This is a genomic window from Butyricicoccus sp. AM05-1, from assembly GCF_003474415.1.
GTDB lineage: Bacteria > Bacillota > Clostridia > Oscillospirales > Butyricicoccaceae > Agathobaculum > Agathobaculum butyriciproducens.
Genome location: NZ_QUDG01000001.1, coordinates 262657 through 277489, shown reverse-complemented (window position 1 = coordinate 277489; position 14833 = coordinate 262657). Strand labels below are relative to the sequence as shown.

22 protein-coding genes are annotated in these 14833 nt (G+C 48.5%); 19 read left to right on the top strand and 3 right to left on the bottom strand.

What is annotated here, in order from left to right:
* Position 1 precedes the first annotated feature (1 nt).
* The 11 genes from DW088_RS01540 to DW088_RS01495 all read left to right on the top strand — a co-directional run bounded on the left by DW088_RS01540 (position 2) and on the right by DW088_RS01495 (position 6800).
* Positions 2 to 904, top strand: a complete 903-nt coding sequence (locus tag DW088_RS01540) for a hypothetical protein (RefSeq protein WP_118358987.1) — start codon at positions 2 to 4, stop codon at positions 902 to 904.
* Between the two features lie 10 nt (positions 905 to 914).
* Positions 915 to 1079 (top strand): hypothetical protein, encoded by a 165-nt coding sequence (locus tag DW088_RS15765; RefSeq protein WP_158574577.1) that lies wholly within the window; start codon positions 915 to 917, stop codon positions 1077 to 1079.
* A gap of 16 nt (positions 1080 to 1095) precedes the next feature.
* Positions 1096 to 1476 carry a hypothetical protein gene (locus DW088_RS01535; RefSeq protein ID WP_118358985.1) on the top strand — a complete coding sequence of 127 codons (381 nt, stop codon included), beginning with the start codon at positions 1096 to 1098 and terminating at the stop codon, positions 1474 to 1476.
* Between the two features lie 12 nt (positions 1477 to 1488).
* Positions 1489 to 1899, top strand: a complete 411-nt coding sequence (locus tag DW088_RS01530; RefSeq protein WP_118358983.1) for a phage tail fiber protein — start codon at positions 1489 to 1491, stop codon at positions 1897 to 1899.
* A gap of 21 nt (positions 1900 to 1920) precedes the next feature.
* Positions 1921 to 3138, top strand: coding sequence for a hypothetical protein (locus tag DW088_RS01525; RefSeq protein WP_118358981.1), 1218 nt, complete (start codon positions 1921 to 1923; stop codon positions 3136 to 3138).
* A gap of 15 nt (positions 3139 to 3153) precedes the next feature.
* Positions 3154 to 3558, top strand: coding sequence for a hypothetical protein (locus DW088_RS01520; protein ID WP_118358979.1), 405 nt, complete (start codon positions 3154 to 3156; stop codon positions 3556 to 3558).
* Positions 3559 to 3569: 11 nt separating this feature from the next.
* Positions 3570 to 5273: a hypothetical protein gene (locus DW088_RS01515; RefSeq protein ID WP_147356528.1), complete on the top strand. Its 1704-nt coding sequence runs from the start codon at positions 3570 to 3572 to the stop codon at positions 5271 to 5273.
* A gap of 52 nt (positions 5274 to 5325) precedes the next feature.
* A complete protein-coding gene (locus tag DW088_RS01510) occupies positions 5326 to 5727 on the top strand; it encodes an isoaspartyl peptidase (protein ID WP_118358975.1) in 402 nt (133 codons plus the stop codon).
* On the top strand, positions 5724 to 6071 hold the full coding sequence (locus DW088_RS01505; RefSeq protein WP_118358973.1) for a hypothetical protein: 348 nt from the start codon (positions 5724 to 5726) through the stop codon (positions 6069 to 6071). Before DW088_RS01510 ends, DW088_RS01505 begins: the two co-directional genes overlap by 4 nt.
* Before the next feature lie 92 nt (positions 6072 to 6163).
* Positions 6164 to 6439, top strand: a complete 276-nt coding sequence (locus tag DW088_RS01500) for a hypothetical protein (protein ID WP_118358971.1) — start codon at positions 6164 to 6166, stop codon at positions 6437 to 6439.
* Between the two features lie 13 nt (positions 6440 to 6452).
* Entirely contained in the window at positions 6453 to 6800 is a 348-nt protein-coding gene (locus DW088_RS01495; protein ID WP_118358969.1) for a hypothetical protein, read from the top strand.
* A 474-nt stretch (positions 6801 to 7274) separates the two neighbouring features.
* On the opposite strand, the gene DW088_RS01490 is transcribed toward DW088_RS01495, so the two are convergent.
* Genes DW088_RS01490 through DW088_RS01480 form a run of 3 tightly spaced genes read right to left on the bottom strand, consistent with a single transcriptional unit; the run spans position 7275 to position 9539 of the window.
* The gene (locus tag DW088_RS01490; protein WP_118358967.1) at positions 7275 to 8204 is read right to left on the bottom strand and encodes a hypothetical protein; all 930 of its coding nucleotides are present in this window, start codon (positions 8202 to 8204) and stop codon (positions 7275 to 7277) included.
* A gap of 21 nt (positions 8205 to 8225) precedes the next feature.
* Positions 8226 to 8510, bottom strand: a complete 285-nt coding sequence (locus tag DW088_RS01485; RefSeq protein WP_118358965.1) for a hypothetical protein — start codon at positions 8508 to 8510, stop codon at positions 8226 to 8228.
* Positions 8511 to 8513: 3 nt separating this feature from the next.
* Entirely contained in the window at positions 8514 to 9539 is a 1026-nt protein-coding gene (locus tag DW088_RS01480; protein WP_147356527.1) for an AcrVA2 family anti-CRISPR protein, read from the bottom strand.
* A 105-nt stretch (positions 9540 to 9644) separates the two neighbouring features.
* Here DW088_RS01480 and DW088_RS01475 point away from each other — a divergent pair, with 105 nt between their 5' ends.
* The 8 genes from DW088_RS01475 to DW088_RS01440 all read left to right on the top strand — a co-directional run bounded on the left by DW088_RS01475 (position 9645) and on the right by DW088_RS01440 (position 14800).
* Entirely contained in the window at positions 9645 to 10190 is a 546-nt protein-coding gene (locus tag DW088_RS01475) for a hypothetical protein (protein ID WP_118358961.1), read from the top strand.
* Positions 10191 to 10193: 3 nt separating this feature from the next.
* Entirely contained in the window at positions 10194 to 10964 is a 771-nt protein-coding gene (locus tag DW088_RS01470) for a hypothetical protein (protein WP_118358959.1), read from the top strand.
* Between the two features lie 14 nt (positions 10965 to 10978).
* Positions 10979 to 11452 (top strand): hypothetical protein, encoded by a 474-nt coding sequence (locus DW088_RS01465; RefSeq protein WP_118358957.1) that lies wholly within the window; start codon positions 10979 to 10981, stop codon positions 11450 to 11452.
* 99 nt (positions 11453 to 11551) lie between these two features.
* Complete coding sequence (locus DW088_RS01460; protein ID WP_118358955.1) at positions 11552 to 12598, top strand: hypothetical protein; 1047 nt, start codon at positions 11552 to 11554, stop codon at positions 12596 to 12598.
* A gap of 65 nt (positions 12599 to 12663) precedes the next feature.
* Positions 12664 to 13212: a hypothetical protein gene (locus DW088_RS01455; protein WP_118358953.1), complete on the top strand. Its 549-nt coding sequence runs from the start codon at positions 12664 to 12666 to the stop codon at positions 13210 to 13212.
* 65 nt (positions 13213 to 13277) lie between these two features.
* Positions 13278 to 13589: a hypothetical protein gene (locus DW088_RS01450; protein WP_118358951.1), complete on the top strand. Its 312-nt coding sequence runs from the start codon at positions 13278 to 13280 to the stop codon at positions 13587 to 13589.
* A 39-nt stretch (positions 13590 to 13628) separates the two neighbouring features.
* Positions 13629 to 13970, top strand: coding sequence for a hypothetical protein (locus DW088_RS01445; protein WP_118358949.1), 342 nt, complete (start codon positions 13629 to 13631; stop codon positions 13968 to 13970).
* Positions 13967 to 14800, top strand: coding sequence for a peptidoglycan recognition protein family protein (locus tag DW088_RS01440; protein WP_118358947.1), 834 nt, complete (start codon positions 13967 to 13969; stop codon positions 14798 to 14800). Before DW088_RS01445 ends, DW088_RS01440 begins: the two co-directional genes overlap by 4 nt.
* The last annotated feature ends 33 nt before the right edge of the window (positions 14801 to 14833 follow it).

Sequence of the window (14833 nt, the reverse complement as noted above, 5' to 3'; positions counted from 1 at the left end):
TATGGCTACCGTTTCCGTAAGAAATATTGAGTCTACCAGCGTTACCGTCCGTGTCAGCGGCGTAAAAAAGGGCGACGACCTGTTTTTCTTCGTTCGCCGACAAGACGATTCGTCGGACGTGTCGGGAACTGATTATGCGACTGCGACCAGTACAACGATGAGCACAGATATAGGTGGTCTCGAACCTGATACTGCTTATATCGCCAATGTCCGAGTAAATAATGTATGGCAAACTGGCGCAAAATTCCGAACAAAAACGGAACTTAATCCTTATTTTTATACCGGCAATATCGGAACAAACTCTGTTACTGTTTATGTTGAAGATCTCGCGTATGGCCAAAGCATTCGTGTACTGATTCGACCGTACAATGATTCCAGTACGACTGTCGTTAATCAAGACTATAGTGCGAGCGGCTCTTCTTTTTCGAAAACATACAAAAATCTTTCGCCGAACACACGTTACGCCATCAATGTACGCGTTGACGGTTCATGGCTGGACGCAGATGAATTTACGACAGACAAGCCCGCCATATCTAAATGGTCGTGGAGTTCTTCAAACGGTACTGCTTCAGCAGCTCAGACCAAAGCGGCGTATGATGCTCTGATAAACAAAGGGGCACTTTCAGACTTCTCCTATAAAGTCTGGAACGATATGTGTGGTAAGGTTATTGAGATTGAAAACGCGCTCGGGCAGACTTGGAGCACAAAATATGCCCAATATACTGACACTAAAATGACAACATCTGATAAAAGGCTGACCGCGAAACGCTTCAATTCACTTCGCTATAATATCGGCCGCAGTTACTCTACCGGTATTAACGAAGTTGCCTCAGGCGACACTGTGTACGCTTGGTACTTTACCACGCTCGCCCGATGTATGAATGAGTGGATAGATCAAATCTAAAGGAGCACACATGACAAAAGAAATTCTCGCGGAAGTAGCACAGATTCACAATCGTCTGGCGGAAATCTCAGTCCGCGGCGATGATGCTATCCGCATGGCAGAAGTGCTGACGCGCTGCCGAAACCTCGCACAGCAACTCTCAAAACTCGCAGAAGAGGACAACTCTGCGGCCTAAGAAAGGCGGTGAACTTATGTCGCTTTGCGACCAATCGCCCTATCAGCTGCCGACCGTCACATTTGTTGGCGGTGCAACACAGCAGCTGGCGTTTCATACCTACTTTGAGGACAACGGCCGCCCGCTCAGCATGAGAGGCTGCACCGGCTACTTTTCTGTAGCTGAGTATCTGAATAAATCTTCCCCGCTGATTACCAAAACGATGGATATCATCGAGAGCAAAACCGACGCGACAGACAACATTCTTCGCGTCGAACTCGAACCATCTGACACGGTCAATCTGGCGGGGAAATTTATTTATCAGGTCACTATCAAAGGCTCCGAGGGAGATGTGGACATTCCCTATCAGGGCATCATGTATGTGACGCGCAATATTGACAAACCAATCATTAAGTAAAGGAGAAAAGGCATGAATACTAAGTATTTTCTGAACCTTGTGGCGGGCAATGTATTCCGTTCCAAGGAGACGCCGGCTATTCCGACGAAGTATTACATCGGCCTGAGCAAGACCGAGCCCAATGAGACCGGCGGCAATGTAACGGAGCCGGAGACTGCAGCAGGCTACGCTCGTGTTGAGCTGAACAGTCTGGGTGAACCGGTTGACGGTATGGTAACCAACCAGCAGGCAATCAATTTCAACGAGTCTACCAACGGCTGGGGCACTGTTACCCACTTTGTTGTATATGATTCCAACGAGGTCGGCGCAGGCAATCTGCTGATGTACGGCGCACTGACTACGCCGAGAACGGTCGAGACGGCTACCATCATGACCATCAAGGAGAATTACCTCAAGCTGTCCGTTCAGAACCCGACCGCCTAAGTTTAAGATAAGGGGACAAGCATGAAGGATTATAAACTCTATCTTCGTGACCGTCTGATCGACATTGATCTGGTCACCAAGTCTCGTTACACCGAATGTGACCTGACGATATCCTCTATCCCCTTCCGTGAATATGTCGGCGAGGTATATGACGCAATCATCGTAGACAGCCATGTGGTCGATACTTATCTGACCGGCCTTTTCTCTGTAGATGAAGGTGTGGTTATCCATTCGGAGATTGACCAGATTCTGCGGCACGTTATGGAACACGGCATGAACGCGCTTGTTATCGACAGCAAAGCGGAGCTCACCTCTCACAAGATTCTGAGCTCCTTCCCTGACGCGCTCACGATTCACAGCGAGCCGACCGAGCTGCACGCCGAGACCTTCGAACAGGCTGGTGACGTTGTTGTTCTGGCGGTAGACAAGCTGAATATGGAAGTACGCAAAAAGCTCTCCGGCACGGAGAATGGTTTGGAGATTCAGACCACCGCGCAGGAGACTAAGCAGACGCTTGAAAAAGCAACCGGCGCACTTCCCTTCTCCGCAGAAGTTCAGCAGACTTGGAGCCACAAATTCGACAAAGCCGAGAACGCATTGCATTTTCAGGCAGAATTGCAAAGTTTATGCTATCAGCTTTTCTCTGATGGCGGCATGACAGCGATGGAGCCTTACGCGGCACCGCTGCAGGTGGATATTCTTTATTCTCTGGGCGGCGGCGCTTCTTCTTTCACTCTTGATTCTACAGTTGTAGAAATATCAAAGAATAGTTTTCTGCAGACTGAGACTTCCGTAATTCCAGTCGCGTTCCCGGTTCAGTTTTTACTGACCTATGCCGTAGGCGCAGAGACTCAAACAGTAGTTTCTGCGGCAGTTACTAATCTGTGCTACAACTACTTCTCCGGCGGCAACTCTGGTATGGAGATCACAGCGAAGCTCGGCGAGCTTGAGGAACACTTCCCGCTCGGCGGCTTTGAAAATGCTGTCCAAATAGAGAATATGGCCGCCGGCCATTTTCTGCTCGAAAAGAGAGAGCACGCTGATTCTGATAGCGTTATCACGGTTGCGTGTGATGCAGCGTTGACTGGTTCTTCTCCTGAACTGGCTTCTGTTGTGGTGCTCGGCTGTGCGATTGAGGAGTTTATCCGAAAATATCGACTGCTGTCTGAAGTTGATGATAGGTCTCTGGCTGATATAGACACGATGACACTCGACGACTTAGACTATGTGATTTTGTAAGAAAGGCGGTGTGAGATGAGCAAAACACCTAACTACGACCTGTTCGTCACAGATGATGCAGGGACTAAATTCAAGGACTGGCGCGAACAGATGGCGTCCGAGTCCAATTCCAATATGGTGAAGATCGACGCCGCCCTTTCCGGAAAGGCTGAGCAAAGCCGTTCGGTCGAAATTACGCTGACGGCTGACGGCTGGATTGGCGACGCCGCGCCATTTTCGCAGCAGGTTGCAGTAGCAAATCTGAAGGCTGATACCAACGGGTCTATTGCGATTGCAAGCGGCGCGACGGCAGATCAGCGTGCAGCTGTCCGCAAGGCTCAGCTTTCGATTGCGGCGCAGGCTGATGGATTGCTTACTCTGAACTGCGACGGCAAGAAGCCCACGGTGGATATTCCTACTGTGGTTGTACTCTTAGGATAAAGGAGGATGAAATGATGCCTATTATTTCGGCATTTCCGACGGGCGAAAGCACCGTCGATTATACTGGCCCTAAACCCGGTTTGCCATCGCTGGAAGAGGGCAAGGTTGCGTATGTAACCGATGAAAAGCGGCTGTATACCGGTAACGCTGATGGCACGAACACACAGATTCCGAATGCGGATGATGTTAAAACCGATGTTTCAGACGCGGTTAGTTCCCACAATTCCGCAACGGATGCACACGCAAGTCAGTTTGCGAAGTATCTGCCGCTTGCAGGCGGCAAGATGACGGGCGCGATCACGGGCGGAGATAACGAAGGTTATTTTTACAAGACGCAGGGTGAGAACCATAATGGAGACCGATACGTCAAAGGTTTTGCCGTATACCAAAGTAATCCTTTGATTGCGGCGATTCATTATAAAAAAGATGGCAAGGTATACAGTAATGCACACGTTCTGCTTGGCGTGGACGGAGTGGAAGCTATCGTCAGTCGTAATGGAAGCGAAACCGCAATGCTCTTGCAGCCCGATGGTGTACATATCAACAACGTAGTCACCCCTACCACCGATACCATGCCGACACCTAAAAGCTATGTAGACGCGGCTACTTCTGCTGTCACTCCGAACGCCTGCAAAGTAACGCTCACCGCTTCCGGCTGGGATTCCACTGCGAAAACCCAATCCGCAACGGTCTCCGGCGTACTTGAAGACGAGAGCAAGCAGCTTATCATGCCGATGCCTGCGGGAACGAGCATGAGCGCTTACAACGAAGCAGGCATTCAGATGACGGCGCAGGGCGATAACTCGGTTACGTTTACGGCGGATACCGTGCCGACGGCGGATGTTGAGGTCTGGGTTGTGGTGCAGAGTGTGAATGATGTGACGCCGCCGACACTTGATCAGGCAAGCTGGGATTATATCAGCAAGCAGTCTTTAGCAGGTAATGCTAAGAATCTGTGGGCGGTCGGCGACTGTAAGAAGATTAAGCTGAGCGGCACGGCAGGGAAACTGAGCCTGAATACTGAGCTGTATGTTTACATTTTGGACTTTGACCACGACAGCAGTACGGTTGGCGGCACGAAGGATGGCATTACATTCGGCACGTTTAAGACGGCGCTTACCGGTGGCAAGGATATTTGTCTGGACGATCTCACTTTTGTTATGAATCCTTTTCCTGATACCAACTCTGGTGGCTGGAAGAATTCCGAAATGCGCTACAATGTTTTAGGTTCTACAAACGTTCAGAACGGTGATGCAACTGCGACAACAGCAACGTCTCCGGTAGCTTATTCCCTGATGAGCTGCTTGCCGGCCGATCTCCGCGCTGTGATGCGTCCGATGTGTATTTATACGGATAATACGGGCGGCGGTTCTGATACTGCGTCTTTTGTTACGACGACCATTGATTTCCTTCCACTTCTGGCGGAATTTGAGATTCACGGTGCTCGAACCTATGCAAATTCAGCAGAACAAAATCATCAGGCACAGTATAAGTATTTCAAAGATGGTAATATCGATCCTTTTGCTGCTGATGTTAATGACCAATATGTTACAACCAAGTATAAATACTCAGATCAATCTTTGGAGGGTAACTGGTTGTGTCGTTCGCCTTCTTCCGCCAGCGGCAGACATTTTTGCTGTGTGAATGACACCGGTCACGAGACGACGAAAAAAGCTAGCTTTAGTAATGACGTTGCCCCAATGTTCAAGGTCTAATCTTTAATTAAACAAACAACGCCCGCGAAAACGGGCGTAAAAGAGGTTTTTCATGCGATATATCGTATACAAACGGTTCAAGGACGCTGCCCTCTGTGGTCCTGTGAACTTGAAAGCTACTCTTCCCTGTTGGGAATCAGAGGGCATTATTTTCTACGAGGGCAAGCCGCTTTGCTTTGCAGCCAGTGAGAACGCGCTCTGCCACTTTGCACGAGACGATGACGGCAAGGGTTTACTGCGCGGCAAGCTGATTGGCGACATCAAACGCAGGCTTGCGAAACGCGACGGCGATTACCAGAAGCGCTGGGACAAGGTTTGGGCAGACAAGCTCTGCGCAAAATTCAAGCGCAAGGAATACGCGGATTTCTGGATTTGGAACAAGGCGTTCTATGATGCAGAGATTGGCGAGCTGGAATACGTTGCAGAGCTGATTGGATTGGAGGTGCGGCGATGATTTATAATTTACCGAGGAAGCGGACAAATAATCCTGAAAATATGTGGATTATTAACAGCACTCCAACAACTACGAATCTTGATGTGAGTATCAAATTCACATATGAGTACAATGGTGTAACCAAAGAATCCGACAGAATTTTTCTTTATGCTGGTGGAAAGACGGGACATAGCATAGCGTATATAGGCTTTAACCATGCTGACGATATCGTATATTCCGCTGGGGACTGTATGCTTGTTTACTTTACAGGTTGGTTATCTGATTCACTTCGTACAATCACATTCCTTGAGCCGCCCACTGGCGACCTGCTCAAATGGTTACAGGCAAACGCTGTGAAACAGTAAGGAGGATAATATGCACAACTTTAGCATACTAAAATCCGGGGGGGGGCAGCTCCTAACGCTGCTTCGTCGCATTGCACAAAAGGCGGTGCGGCATGATACTCAATCGGACTGCCGGAGGGCAGAAGAAGTACCATATATTAAATCAAAACGTACTGGTTTGGTTCAATTCGGAGTATGCAGAAGCAGGACAAATCGTTGGAATGGGGACCGACGACAAGTTCATGTTCGATTTTGGAGAAAGTTTTGTAAAAACCGCATCTGGGACAATGATTCCTATGGGGGAAGGCAAAGTACAGGGAATAACATTTCCAAATGGGAGACGCCATTATTGGTTTGTCATGCCTGCGGAGGATGTAACCATCTCGTAACGGAGGTGGCGGCATGATTATGAACGCCACGCAGGATAGAAACAATTCCCGAAACATTGAAACGGTAAAATGCAAAGGCACTAGCCAGCTTTTTTACGCTTTATGCGAAGTTACAACATCTGAAAATCTCAAAATCATTTTACCTATGGCTATCAGTTCGACTAATGCATCCCAAGCCCGAATTTGTAAAAATTCATATATCGTATTGCCTGATACGATCGGAGGATTTCCAATGATTGTAGATCCGACAGATGCTTTATTAAAAGTGTCTGAAACCGGTTATTCGGCAGATAGTACGCCGTATTCTAATTATGGCACCTATAAGGTTCTAAAAGATTTTAGAATCATTATGGACGATTAAAAGGAGGCATCTATGCCAGCAGAAGTGATTACAGCGGCGCTGTCGCTGGTCGGTACGCTCGGCGGTATTGCACCTTAAACCTTGATTGCTATTATAGGAGGAATGAAATTATGATTTGGGACGATTAGGTAATCTCGAAATCTCCGGCAACTTTGCAAATATGAGTATTGGAAAATCTGCTTTCTTCCGTATATACTTCTTCAATCCCTCCGGAAAAAGTAATACTACTGCCAGTATCTCTGACGACAAAGACACTATTAGCCGCTACAGTCATGTTTGAATTGCCTGAATCTTCGTGAAAAGTTATCCCATCATACCAATAACAATGAAAGTAACTGCCTACACTCCCTGTTACGGTTTGTGGCTTGCTTTTAACAGGATTTGTATTCAAAATCATAATTTACGCGAAAAAGCACCCTATAAAAGGGTGCTTTTCTTATTTTTTCTGAATGACAAAAGTGCCACATTTTTTGACTACCCCAAATATAGAGGTAACACGATTGCGAGTAATATGACCAAAACGAAGAGAACGATGAGAACAGCATTTTTATTTTTTTCAATCTTACTATCTACCTTCTCAAAGATACTTAACTCGATTTTTTTCTTCAGATTATATACTTTTGTATGATCTGAACTCGGATTTTGTTTTATAAAAGGATTTCTCTGCAGATGTTGAAGTTCCTCTTGTCGGGCCTTTTCAGATAGTATGGCTTTCTCTTTGGCGCGTTGAATCTCAATTTTTTTATAATTATCTTCTAGTTCAGCATTGTATTCAGAGAGATGTTTTTCCAGATTTTTGACATTATTCAAGTCGAACAATGCTTTCAAGGGAACCTTGCAGCAGGGGCAATTCGCAACCGAATTCATAACAATTTTTCCACATCCGCAAATAACAAATCCATTTTCATGACAAGGCAAATAGTTATGCTGCTGTGTGGGGCTGATGTAACTTAAATCTCGGCTATACTGGCTTGCTAATTCTCCTAAAGAAGAAATTGGTAGTTGATCATATTTCGCTAACTCATATGCTTGCCTATATTTGTTTTCCCAGACTGTGTTGTCAGAGAACACTATTTGCTCAGGAGTGATGCGAATATTTCTGGTTTCATTATCCGGCAGTAGTATAGCTGTCCTGTCTCCAAACAACGTATATGGTTGTATCGAAATATCCAGATAAGAAAATTTGTCCACTCCAGTTAATTCTCTATTCAGAACATCAAAACACTTGACGGAAACAAACATCGCCTTTATGTTCTGTTCAGATAGATTTTCAAATTTGCATTGAACCAGGATACTGTTGTCTACATTGTTCTTTGTTAAAGCATGAGCCTGCAGTAGTACAGGACAATCATGCGCCCAGAACGCACGCTTTTCATGTTGTATAACCGTATATTTTTCAGACATATCATTCACCTCTAGTGATGCTTATATCGAAGGCAAATCATCATCTACCGAGCTGCTCTGCTTTTGCGATAATGTGATAGGTTGAATCGCACCATTGGTATTATCTTTGATGTCCTGCAAAAGTTGGATGATTTCACCAACAGCATAGATGCCAAAACTGAAAACAACAGTTACTGCTATAAACAAGATGCTCAAGACTTCATAGGTATCATACATTGAACAAGCAAAAATAATACCAACAACCGCGTTGACTATTGCATACACCCACATGATTACAGCAACAGTGTTAGAACTTCTGTTTTTCATACATTACTCCTTTACCGGGAACATGGTAACGACATTATCTGTGTAACCGCCGACGAGTATCGGGTGAGTCCACTTCAGAATCAGTTTTCTCTGTTCTGGCTCGCTCTTTGGGCCAGTCCAATAGTGATGCCAATGGCCTCGACGAGTATGCGGGCGTTTATGATTTCCCTGCTTCGCTTCATCCGTCGAAGGGGTTGCTTGCGGAGCGCTGGATTCCTGTTCGGCGCGGCGCAGCGTGTGGCCAATTACAACACCGACGTCCTTCATGTCTATCTCGCGGAATTTATCTTTGATCGGCTGACCCGGCTGGCGAGGCCGATAAATCCCTTGCTGTTTAGGATTTTCTCGGATATCCGCTTGGTCACTGCAGACATACAGATATAACTGCATAGCGCGGAGCACCACACGAACACTTTCGTCAATGTGAATGTTGTTCAACTGAAATTTGGCAAAAGTGTGATATTTTGCGGTTGTGGCTACGGTATCATAAATACAGTCATAAACCGTGGGCTTCGTCAGCTCTAACATGAACGTCTTGGTGTGTTCCATGTCATCTGAAAAAGATTGGACGCGGAACTCTCTAACGTGAGAATTCGCGTCTTCTTCTATCCAAGCCATAAACTTGAGAGGTAGTGAATCTCCGGCGAGCGGCTTATCGGTCTGAATATACACACACGGATAAGGCGGTCTCAGCAGAATTTCTGTAGGGATTTTGTCATCTTCTGTTATGGCATCGGCTTGAGCGACTAACTCTTGCGCAAGAGTATGGTCGAAGTTGTAGATAACCTTATGCTTTCGCCAAATGTATAATCCCGTAAGTTCACTGGCGAGACGAGCACGTCCGTCTTTTTCCAAATGGCACTTCACTCGCAGATATTCATATGCTGCACCTATTGGGAGGTCGCACACATCGCTCACTCCCATTTCTTCGTGAGACTCTCTGCACAACACGTCTAACGTGTCGAAGCAGCCGGGAGCCATCTCGCTCCACTTTCTGCATAACTTGAGCGGAGTTTCGTTCTCTGTCACTGGTCTCACACCTTCATTTCTTTATTGTATAAATTATACAATAGAATCCACCTAACGTCAATAAATTTTGCAAAGAAAGGAGGCTCGCCATGAGCGTGATGCGTAATGACCGGCCTTAATAATTTTATAAATCTATTTGGGCAAGTCACCCTTTCTACCGTCGTCGAGTTAGTTCTCGCCGGCGTTTTTCTTTATCTGATCTACAAAAAGGTCAGAGATTTTCTCATTGAACGCTACGAGGCTGAAAAAGCCCGCGACCAGCGAATCAATGAAGCACTCGACGCTGTGCATAAATACCCTGAGTACCGCGCCCAGAGCATCAAGATACAGCAAACGCTGGAAAACGAGATACAGACTATCCGCCAAGCAATGGAGCGCTACCAAGCCAGACTGGACTCAGTAGAAGAAGCCAATAAACGCCGCGAGTGCAACAAGCTCCGTGACAGGCTTCTTCAGAGTTACCGTTACTACACAAACGAAGAAACCAACCCCAGTAAGTCATGGACACAGATGGAGGCTGAAGCCTTCTGGGGGTTGTTTCGCGATTATGAAGAGGCCGGCGGCAACGGATATATGCACTCAGTAGTTCAGCCAGCGATGACCGAACTGATTGTAAGGGAATGTCCGAACTCATCGGGAAAGGAGGCGTAACGCATGGAATACTACTCCTCTGTATTTACATTTGACGATTGGTATCTTGACAAGCCTGTTGGAACGATTGCTCAGCAGTATGACCATCTCTCCCGCTCGCTTCTGGTGGCGGGCAATCTGCCAGACGGTTACATCTGGCACATGCTTGTGCAGTGCGGCGATAATTTCAACATCGTGTTGATGGAACCCATCGAAGATACTGCTTCGGCTGTGGCTGATCTTCCGGAAGAGGACGGCGAGCCAGAGAAGAAACCCAAGCTAATCGGCGCGGTTCTCGAACGCGGCTGGGTCGGCGAATCGGGCAAATACTCTGTTCAGCTTCGAGGAGTCAAAGGCGAAGAAGTTCGTCATACCAATCTCATCACCATCCGTATTCCGAAGTCGATGGCCGGAGAAGCACAGTGGCCGGAAATTCCATCTGAGTTTACCCAGATTGAGCATCGTGTAAACGAGACCTATGAGAAGGTTAAGAACACGGCTGCCGAGGCTGAAAAAGCCAAGAACGCCATCGAAAACATGGGCGCGACGGCCAAATCGGTAGAGCCTGACGAGGAAGCCTCTGTTGAAAAGACTGTCGATGAAGACGGCAGCATTTCACTGAACTTCTCTATTCCTAAAGGTGAGAAGGGCGACCCGGGTGACGTTGTGGCACATGAGGGCTTGTACGGCTTTGAAGTCAATCCTGACGGATATCTCGAACTGCATTATGCAGACAACACAGCTGCGCCCAATCTTTCCATCAATGAAGATGGTTATCTTGTGGCGGAAATTTGAGGGGGTGAACGCGCATGGCGAAACTTATTCTTGGTAAAGTAGTTGGCCCAGAGGGCAAAGCCGCGACCGTTGAGGTTGAATCGACCGAAACTGTGGCTGCAGACTCCCCTGCTCTGGTTGAAAATGTCGGCACTGCAAATGAAGCAAAGCTGAAGTTTTCTATCCCGCAGGGTGAAAAGGGAGAGACCGGCGCAACGCCAAATCTTTCCTTCGAGGTAAAAGCTCTCGAGCCTACGGATGCTCCGACCGTTTCCGTCAGCGGAGACGCAGAGAATCCGCATCTGGTAATCAGTCTTCCTCGTGGCGAGACCGGCGAAGATGGACAGGCTGCTTATCTGACAATCGGCACGGTAACTACGCTGGCTCCTGACGAGCAGGCGACGGCCGATATTACCGGTGTAGCACCGAACTATGTTCTGAATCTTGGTATTCCACGCGGTCAGGGCATTGCTTCGGCTGACGATCTGGTTGAAGTTAACGGCTTCTAATAAAGTAGATTCGGGCGCTCTCGGGCGTCCTTTTCTAATATTTTCACACTTTTCACATCATGATGGCCGCTCAATGCGGCAAGAAAGGAAGAAAACACTATGGCAACTAAACTTGTATTTTGCGGTAAGAAGGTAAACCTGCCTGCAGTTCGTGAGCAGGCATTCTATCTGACCACTGATACCCATGAGGTATACTTCGGCCAGAACCTGTACACCGAGCCGGTACGCTTTGTACCTGAGCGTGAGACCACCCCGGCACAGGGCGTTCTGTACATTCTGCCCTCCGGCCTTGGTGAGGTTTACGACGGCTCTGCATGGAAGACTGTCATCAAGCCGACCGTTACCACGATTGAGGCTGGCGTAACTGACGAGCAGATTGCAACCGCTAAGGCTGTAAAGGACTACGTTGACAACCTTGTTACCGGCGGCATCGGCGCTCTGGGCGCACTGGCTAAGAAGGACGAGGTCACCGAGACCGAGCTCGGCGACGCTCTGAAGAAGAAGATCAACGACGCTGCTGCTCAGGCTTCTACTCTGGTTGGCGAGGACGCTTCCAAGTCTGCTCGCGCAATCGCAGCTGAGGAGGTTGCAAAGATCGTTGACGGCGCTGACTCCTCTTTTGATACCCTGAAGGAGATCGCTGACTGGATTTCCGGCCACAAGACCGACGCTGCTTCCATGAACTCCGCTATCAAGGCTCTGGAAGCTATCGTTAAGGGTATCGGCGGCACCGATGAGCCGGCCACCGTTGTTGCATACGTTACCGCAGCTATCGACGCTCTGAAGATCGGCGACTACGCAAAGGCTGCTGACCTGACTGCAGCTGTTGCCCGCATTGCTGACCTTGAGTCCAAGGTTGGAGTTCTGAACGGCGGCGCTGACGTTGCCGGCTCTGTTGCTAAGGCTCTGGCTGACGCTAAGGCTTATGCTGATGGTCTGGCTAAGAACTATGACGCAAAGGGTGCCGCTGATACCGCTCTGGCTTCCGCTAAGACCTACGCTGATGGTCTGGCTGTCAACTACGATGCTAAGGGCTCTGCTACAACCGCTGAGACCAATGCTAAGGCTTACGCTGATGGTCTGAACACCACCATGGACGGCCGTGTTGCCGCTGTTGAGACCGCTCTGGAGGTTGGCACGTTCTGATCGCCCCTGTTGTTTATCCGCCCCGCTTCTCGCGGGGCTATTCTTTATAAAGGAGGGGGTGCGAAATGGGCTATTACTTCCGAACCTATGAGACGGTGCTCAGCAAGGCTCAGAATACAACCACTGTGCCGATTGTGCCGGGACGTTATCTGATCTGCACAGACACCGGCGATGTCTTCTACGACACCAAGGATAAGGTTCGCAAGCACCTGACCGACATCATTGATGTAGCTACCGAGTCGGCTCGACAAGCAATTCTTGCGCCGATGGAGCGTTTCTACTTCGTGAAAGAAACGGCTCACCTGTGGCGTTATACCGGCGGGGCATGGGTTGACCTCACCCCCGGTTATGAGACAGAGGCGGTGTTTACTACCCTGTCGGCGGCTGCTTGGAGCAATAAGACGCAGGCTCTGACGATTAAAGGATTGGCTGCCAGCCAGAACGGCGTTATCAGTCTGACGCAGAATATCTCGGCGGCCGCTTTGAAAGCTGCTAAGAAAGCATCTCTGCGTGCTACCGGTCAGGCTGCAAATTTGCTGACGATGACTGCGGATGGCACTGTTCCGACCGTAGACATCCCTGTTGTGGTTATCCTGATGAGCACAGCATCTTAAAAGATAAGCCGGGGCTTCCCGGCTTTTTCTTTACCAATTTTCAATAAAACGCGAAAGGAGCTGTCATGGCTCGCAAAAGAAGAAAAAAGCGTAAGCTCGAGTTCTCCAAGCTGATTCTGGTCTTTGAGACCGTACTCGTGGCTTATGTGTCGCACAGGGTTCTCGGTTTTGTCGGACGGGCGATTGAGTTGGACTATACAGGGTCTCTCCCCTATCTGACGACCTTTATCTCCGCTGTCTGGGCGGCATATGGTACGAGTGTCAGCTTCTATCAGAGCAAAAGCGGCAAGGAGAACATTAAAAAAATTGAGATCGCGCCGCCAGTTTCTTATACAGATACCGACTTCGGATATGAGAACGACGACCGCGACTGCTGATAACTTTTAAGTATATTTTATGCCCGAAAGGAGGCAATTATGGATACTAATCAGATTGTACAGCTCATTGTGGCTATTCTTACCGGTCTGGCAACCTGCATCCCGCTTGCTGTAAAGCTGGTGGAGTATGTTAAGACCGCGACCAAGGAAAAGAACTGGGCGAACCTGCTCGGCCTCGTTATGTCCCTGATGGAACAGGCAGAGAAGAAGTTCGACGACGGCGCAACCAGAAAAGAATGGGTCATGGCTATGGTTAAGGCTTCGGCTGACTACATCAATTACCCTGTAGACGAGGACACGCTGTCCAAGATGATCGACAGTCTCTGCGATATGTCGAAGATTGTAAATGGCACGACCGAACAGGAGGTAGAGACCGTATGAAGACCCAGTATGGCTTTACGCTCATGACGATTGGCGAGTTTGAGACTTGGCTGACCCAGCAGAAGGTTACTCGCAGGATCACCGTAATTCAGGAGCATCACACTTGGTCTCCCTGCTATAAGCAGTTCAACGGATCGAATCACCTCCAGCTGCAGAAGAATATGCGTGACTATCATGTCAACAGAGCAGGCTACGCAGACATCGCACAGAACTTCACGGTATTCCCTGACGGTATGATCTGCACTGGTCGTTCGATGAACGTCGCGCCGGCCGGTTGTCGTGGAGCAAACACGAACGGCATCTGCATTGAGAACCTTGGCAACTTCGACGTTAGCTGCGACAAGATGAATGCTGCCCAGAAGGATGTTATCGTTCGCATGGCCGCGGCTCTTCTGAAGAAGTTCAAGCTCTCGCCGGAGACTGGTATCACCTATCATGCGTGGTGGACAGACGATGGCAAGTCTCTGGGGACTTACGTCGCAAGCCGTTCTTGTAAGACCTGCCCGGGCACCGCTTTCTTCGGCGGTAACACCCGCGCAAGCTACGACAAGAACTTGAAGCCGCTGATCGTAAAGGCTATGAATGGCACTTACAACGTGCCGGTAAAGGAGGAAGAAGAAGTGACTCAGGAACAGTTTAACAAGATGATGGATACTTATCTGGCCGGCCTTGCTAAGCAACAGCCGTGCTCTTGGTCTGAGACTGCTCGTAAGTGGGCTGAAGGCATCGGCCTGATTAAGGGCGATGATAAGGGCAATAAGAACTACAAGAGCTTCTGCACAAGAGAGCAGATGGTTCAGTTCTTGTACCGATTTAAGGATATGAAGTAAGTTTTGGGGCGCGTTTGCGCCCCATTTTTTACG

What these genes read in the sequence shown, in the direction of transcription:
- DW088_RS01530 (WP_118358983.1), top strand. Translation starts at nt 1,489, where the DNA reads ATGAATACTAAGTATTTTCTGAACCTTGTGGCGGGCAATGTATTCCGT.
- DW088_RS01525 (WP_118358981.1), top strand. Translation starts at nt 1,921, where the DNA reads ATGAAGGATTATAAACTCTATCTTCGTGACCGTCTGATCGACATTGAT.
- DW088_RS01505 (WP_118358973.1), top strand. Translation starts at nt 5,724, where the DNA reads ATGATTTATAATTTACCGAGGAAGCGGACAAATAATCCTGAAAATATG.
- DW088_RS01490 (WP_118358967.1), bottom strand. Translation starts at nt 8,204, where the DNA reads ATGTCTGAAAAATATACGGTTATACAACATGAAAAGCGTGCGTTCTGG.
- DW088_RS01475 (WP_118358961.1), top strand. Translation starts at nt 9,645, where the DNA reads ATGACCGGCCTTAATAATTTTATAAATCTATTTGGGCAAGTCACCCTT.
- DW088_RS01465 (WP_118358957.1), top strand. Translation starts at nt 10,979, where the DNA reads ATGGCGAAACTTATTCTTGGTAAAGTAGTTGGCCCAGAGGGCAAAGCC.
- DW088_RS01540 (WP_118358987.1), top strand. Translation starts at nt 2, where the DNA reads ATGGCTACCGTTTCCGTAAGAAATATTGAGTCTACCAGCGTTACCGTC.
- DW088_RS01520 (WP_118358979.1), top strand. Translation starts at nt 3,154, where the DNA reads ATGAGCAAAACACCTAACTACGACCTGTTCGTCACAGATGATGCAGGG.
- DW088_RS01495 (WP_118358969.1), top strand. Translation starts at nt 6,453, where the DNA reads ATGATTATGAACGCCACGCAGGATAGAAACAATTCCCGAAACATTGAA.
- DW088_RS01450 (WP_118358951.1), top strand. Translation starts at nt 13,278, where the DNA reads ATGGCTCGCAAAAGAAGAAAAAAGCGTAAGCTCGAGTTCTCCAAGCTG.
- DW088_RS01535 (WP_118358985.1), top strand. Translation starts at nt 1,096, where the DNA reads ATGTCGCTTTGCGACCAATCGCCCTATCAGCTGCCGACCGTCACATTT.
- DW088_RS01470 (WP_118358959.1), top strand. Translation starts at nt 10,194, where the DNA reads ATGGAATACTACTCCTCTGTATTTACATTTGACGATTGGTATCTTGAC.
- DW088_RS01500 (WP_118358971.1), top strand. Translation starts at nt 6,164, where the DNA reads ATGATACTCAATCGGACTGCCGGAGGGCAGAAGAAGTACCATATATTA.
- DW088_RS01510 (WP_118358975.1), top strand. Translation starts at nt 5,326, where the DNA reads ATGCGATATATCGTATACAAACGGTTCAAGGACGCTGCCCTCTGTGGT.
- DW088_RS01485 (WP_118358965.1), bottom strand. Translation starts at nt 8,510, where the DNA reads ATGAAAAACAGAAGTTCTAACACTGTTGCTGTAATCATGTGGGTGTAT.
- DW088_RS01455 (WP_118358953.1), top strand. Translation starts at nt 12,664, where the DNA reads ATGGGCTATTACTTCCGAACCTATGAGACGGTGCTCAGCAAGGCTCAG.
- DW088_RS15765 (WP_158574577.1), top strand. Translation starts at nt 915, where the DNA reads ATGACAAAAGAAATTCTCGCGGAAGTAGCACAGATTCACAATCGTCTG.
- DW088_RS01460 (WP_118358955.1), top strand. Translation starts at nt 11,552, where the DNA reads ATGGCAACTAAACTTGTATTTTGCGGTAAGAAGGTAAACCTGCCTGCA.
- DW088_RS01515 (WP_147356528.1), top strand. Translation starts at nt 3,570, where the DNA reads ATGATGCCTATTATTTCGGCATTTCCGACGGGCGAAAGCACCGTCGAT.
- DW088_RS01445 (WP_118358949.1), top strand. Translation starts at nt 13,629, where the DNA reads ATGGATACTAATCAGATTGTACAGCTCATTGTGGCTATTCTTACCGGT.
- DW088_RS01440 (WP_118358947.1), top strand. Translation starts at nt 13,967, where the DNA reads ATGAAGACCCAGTATGGCTTTACGCTCATGACGATTGGCGAGTTTGAG.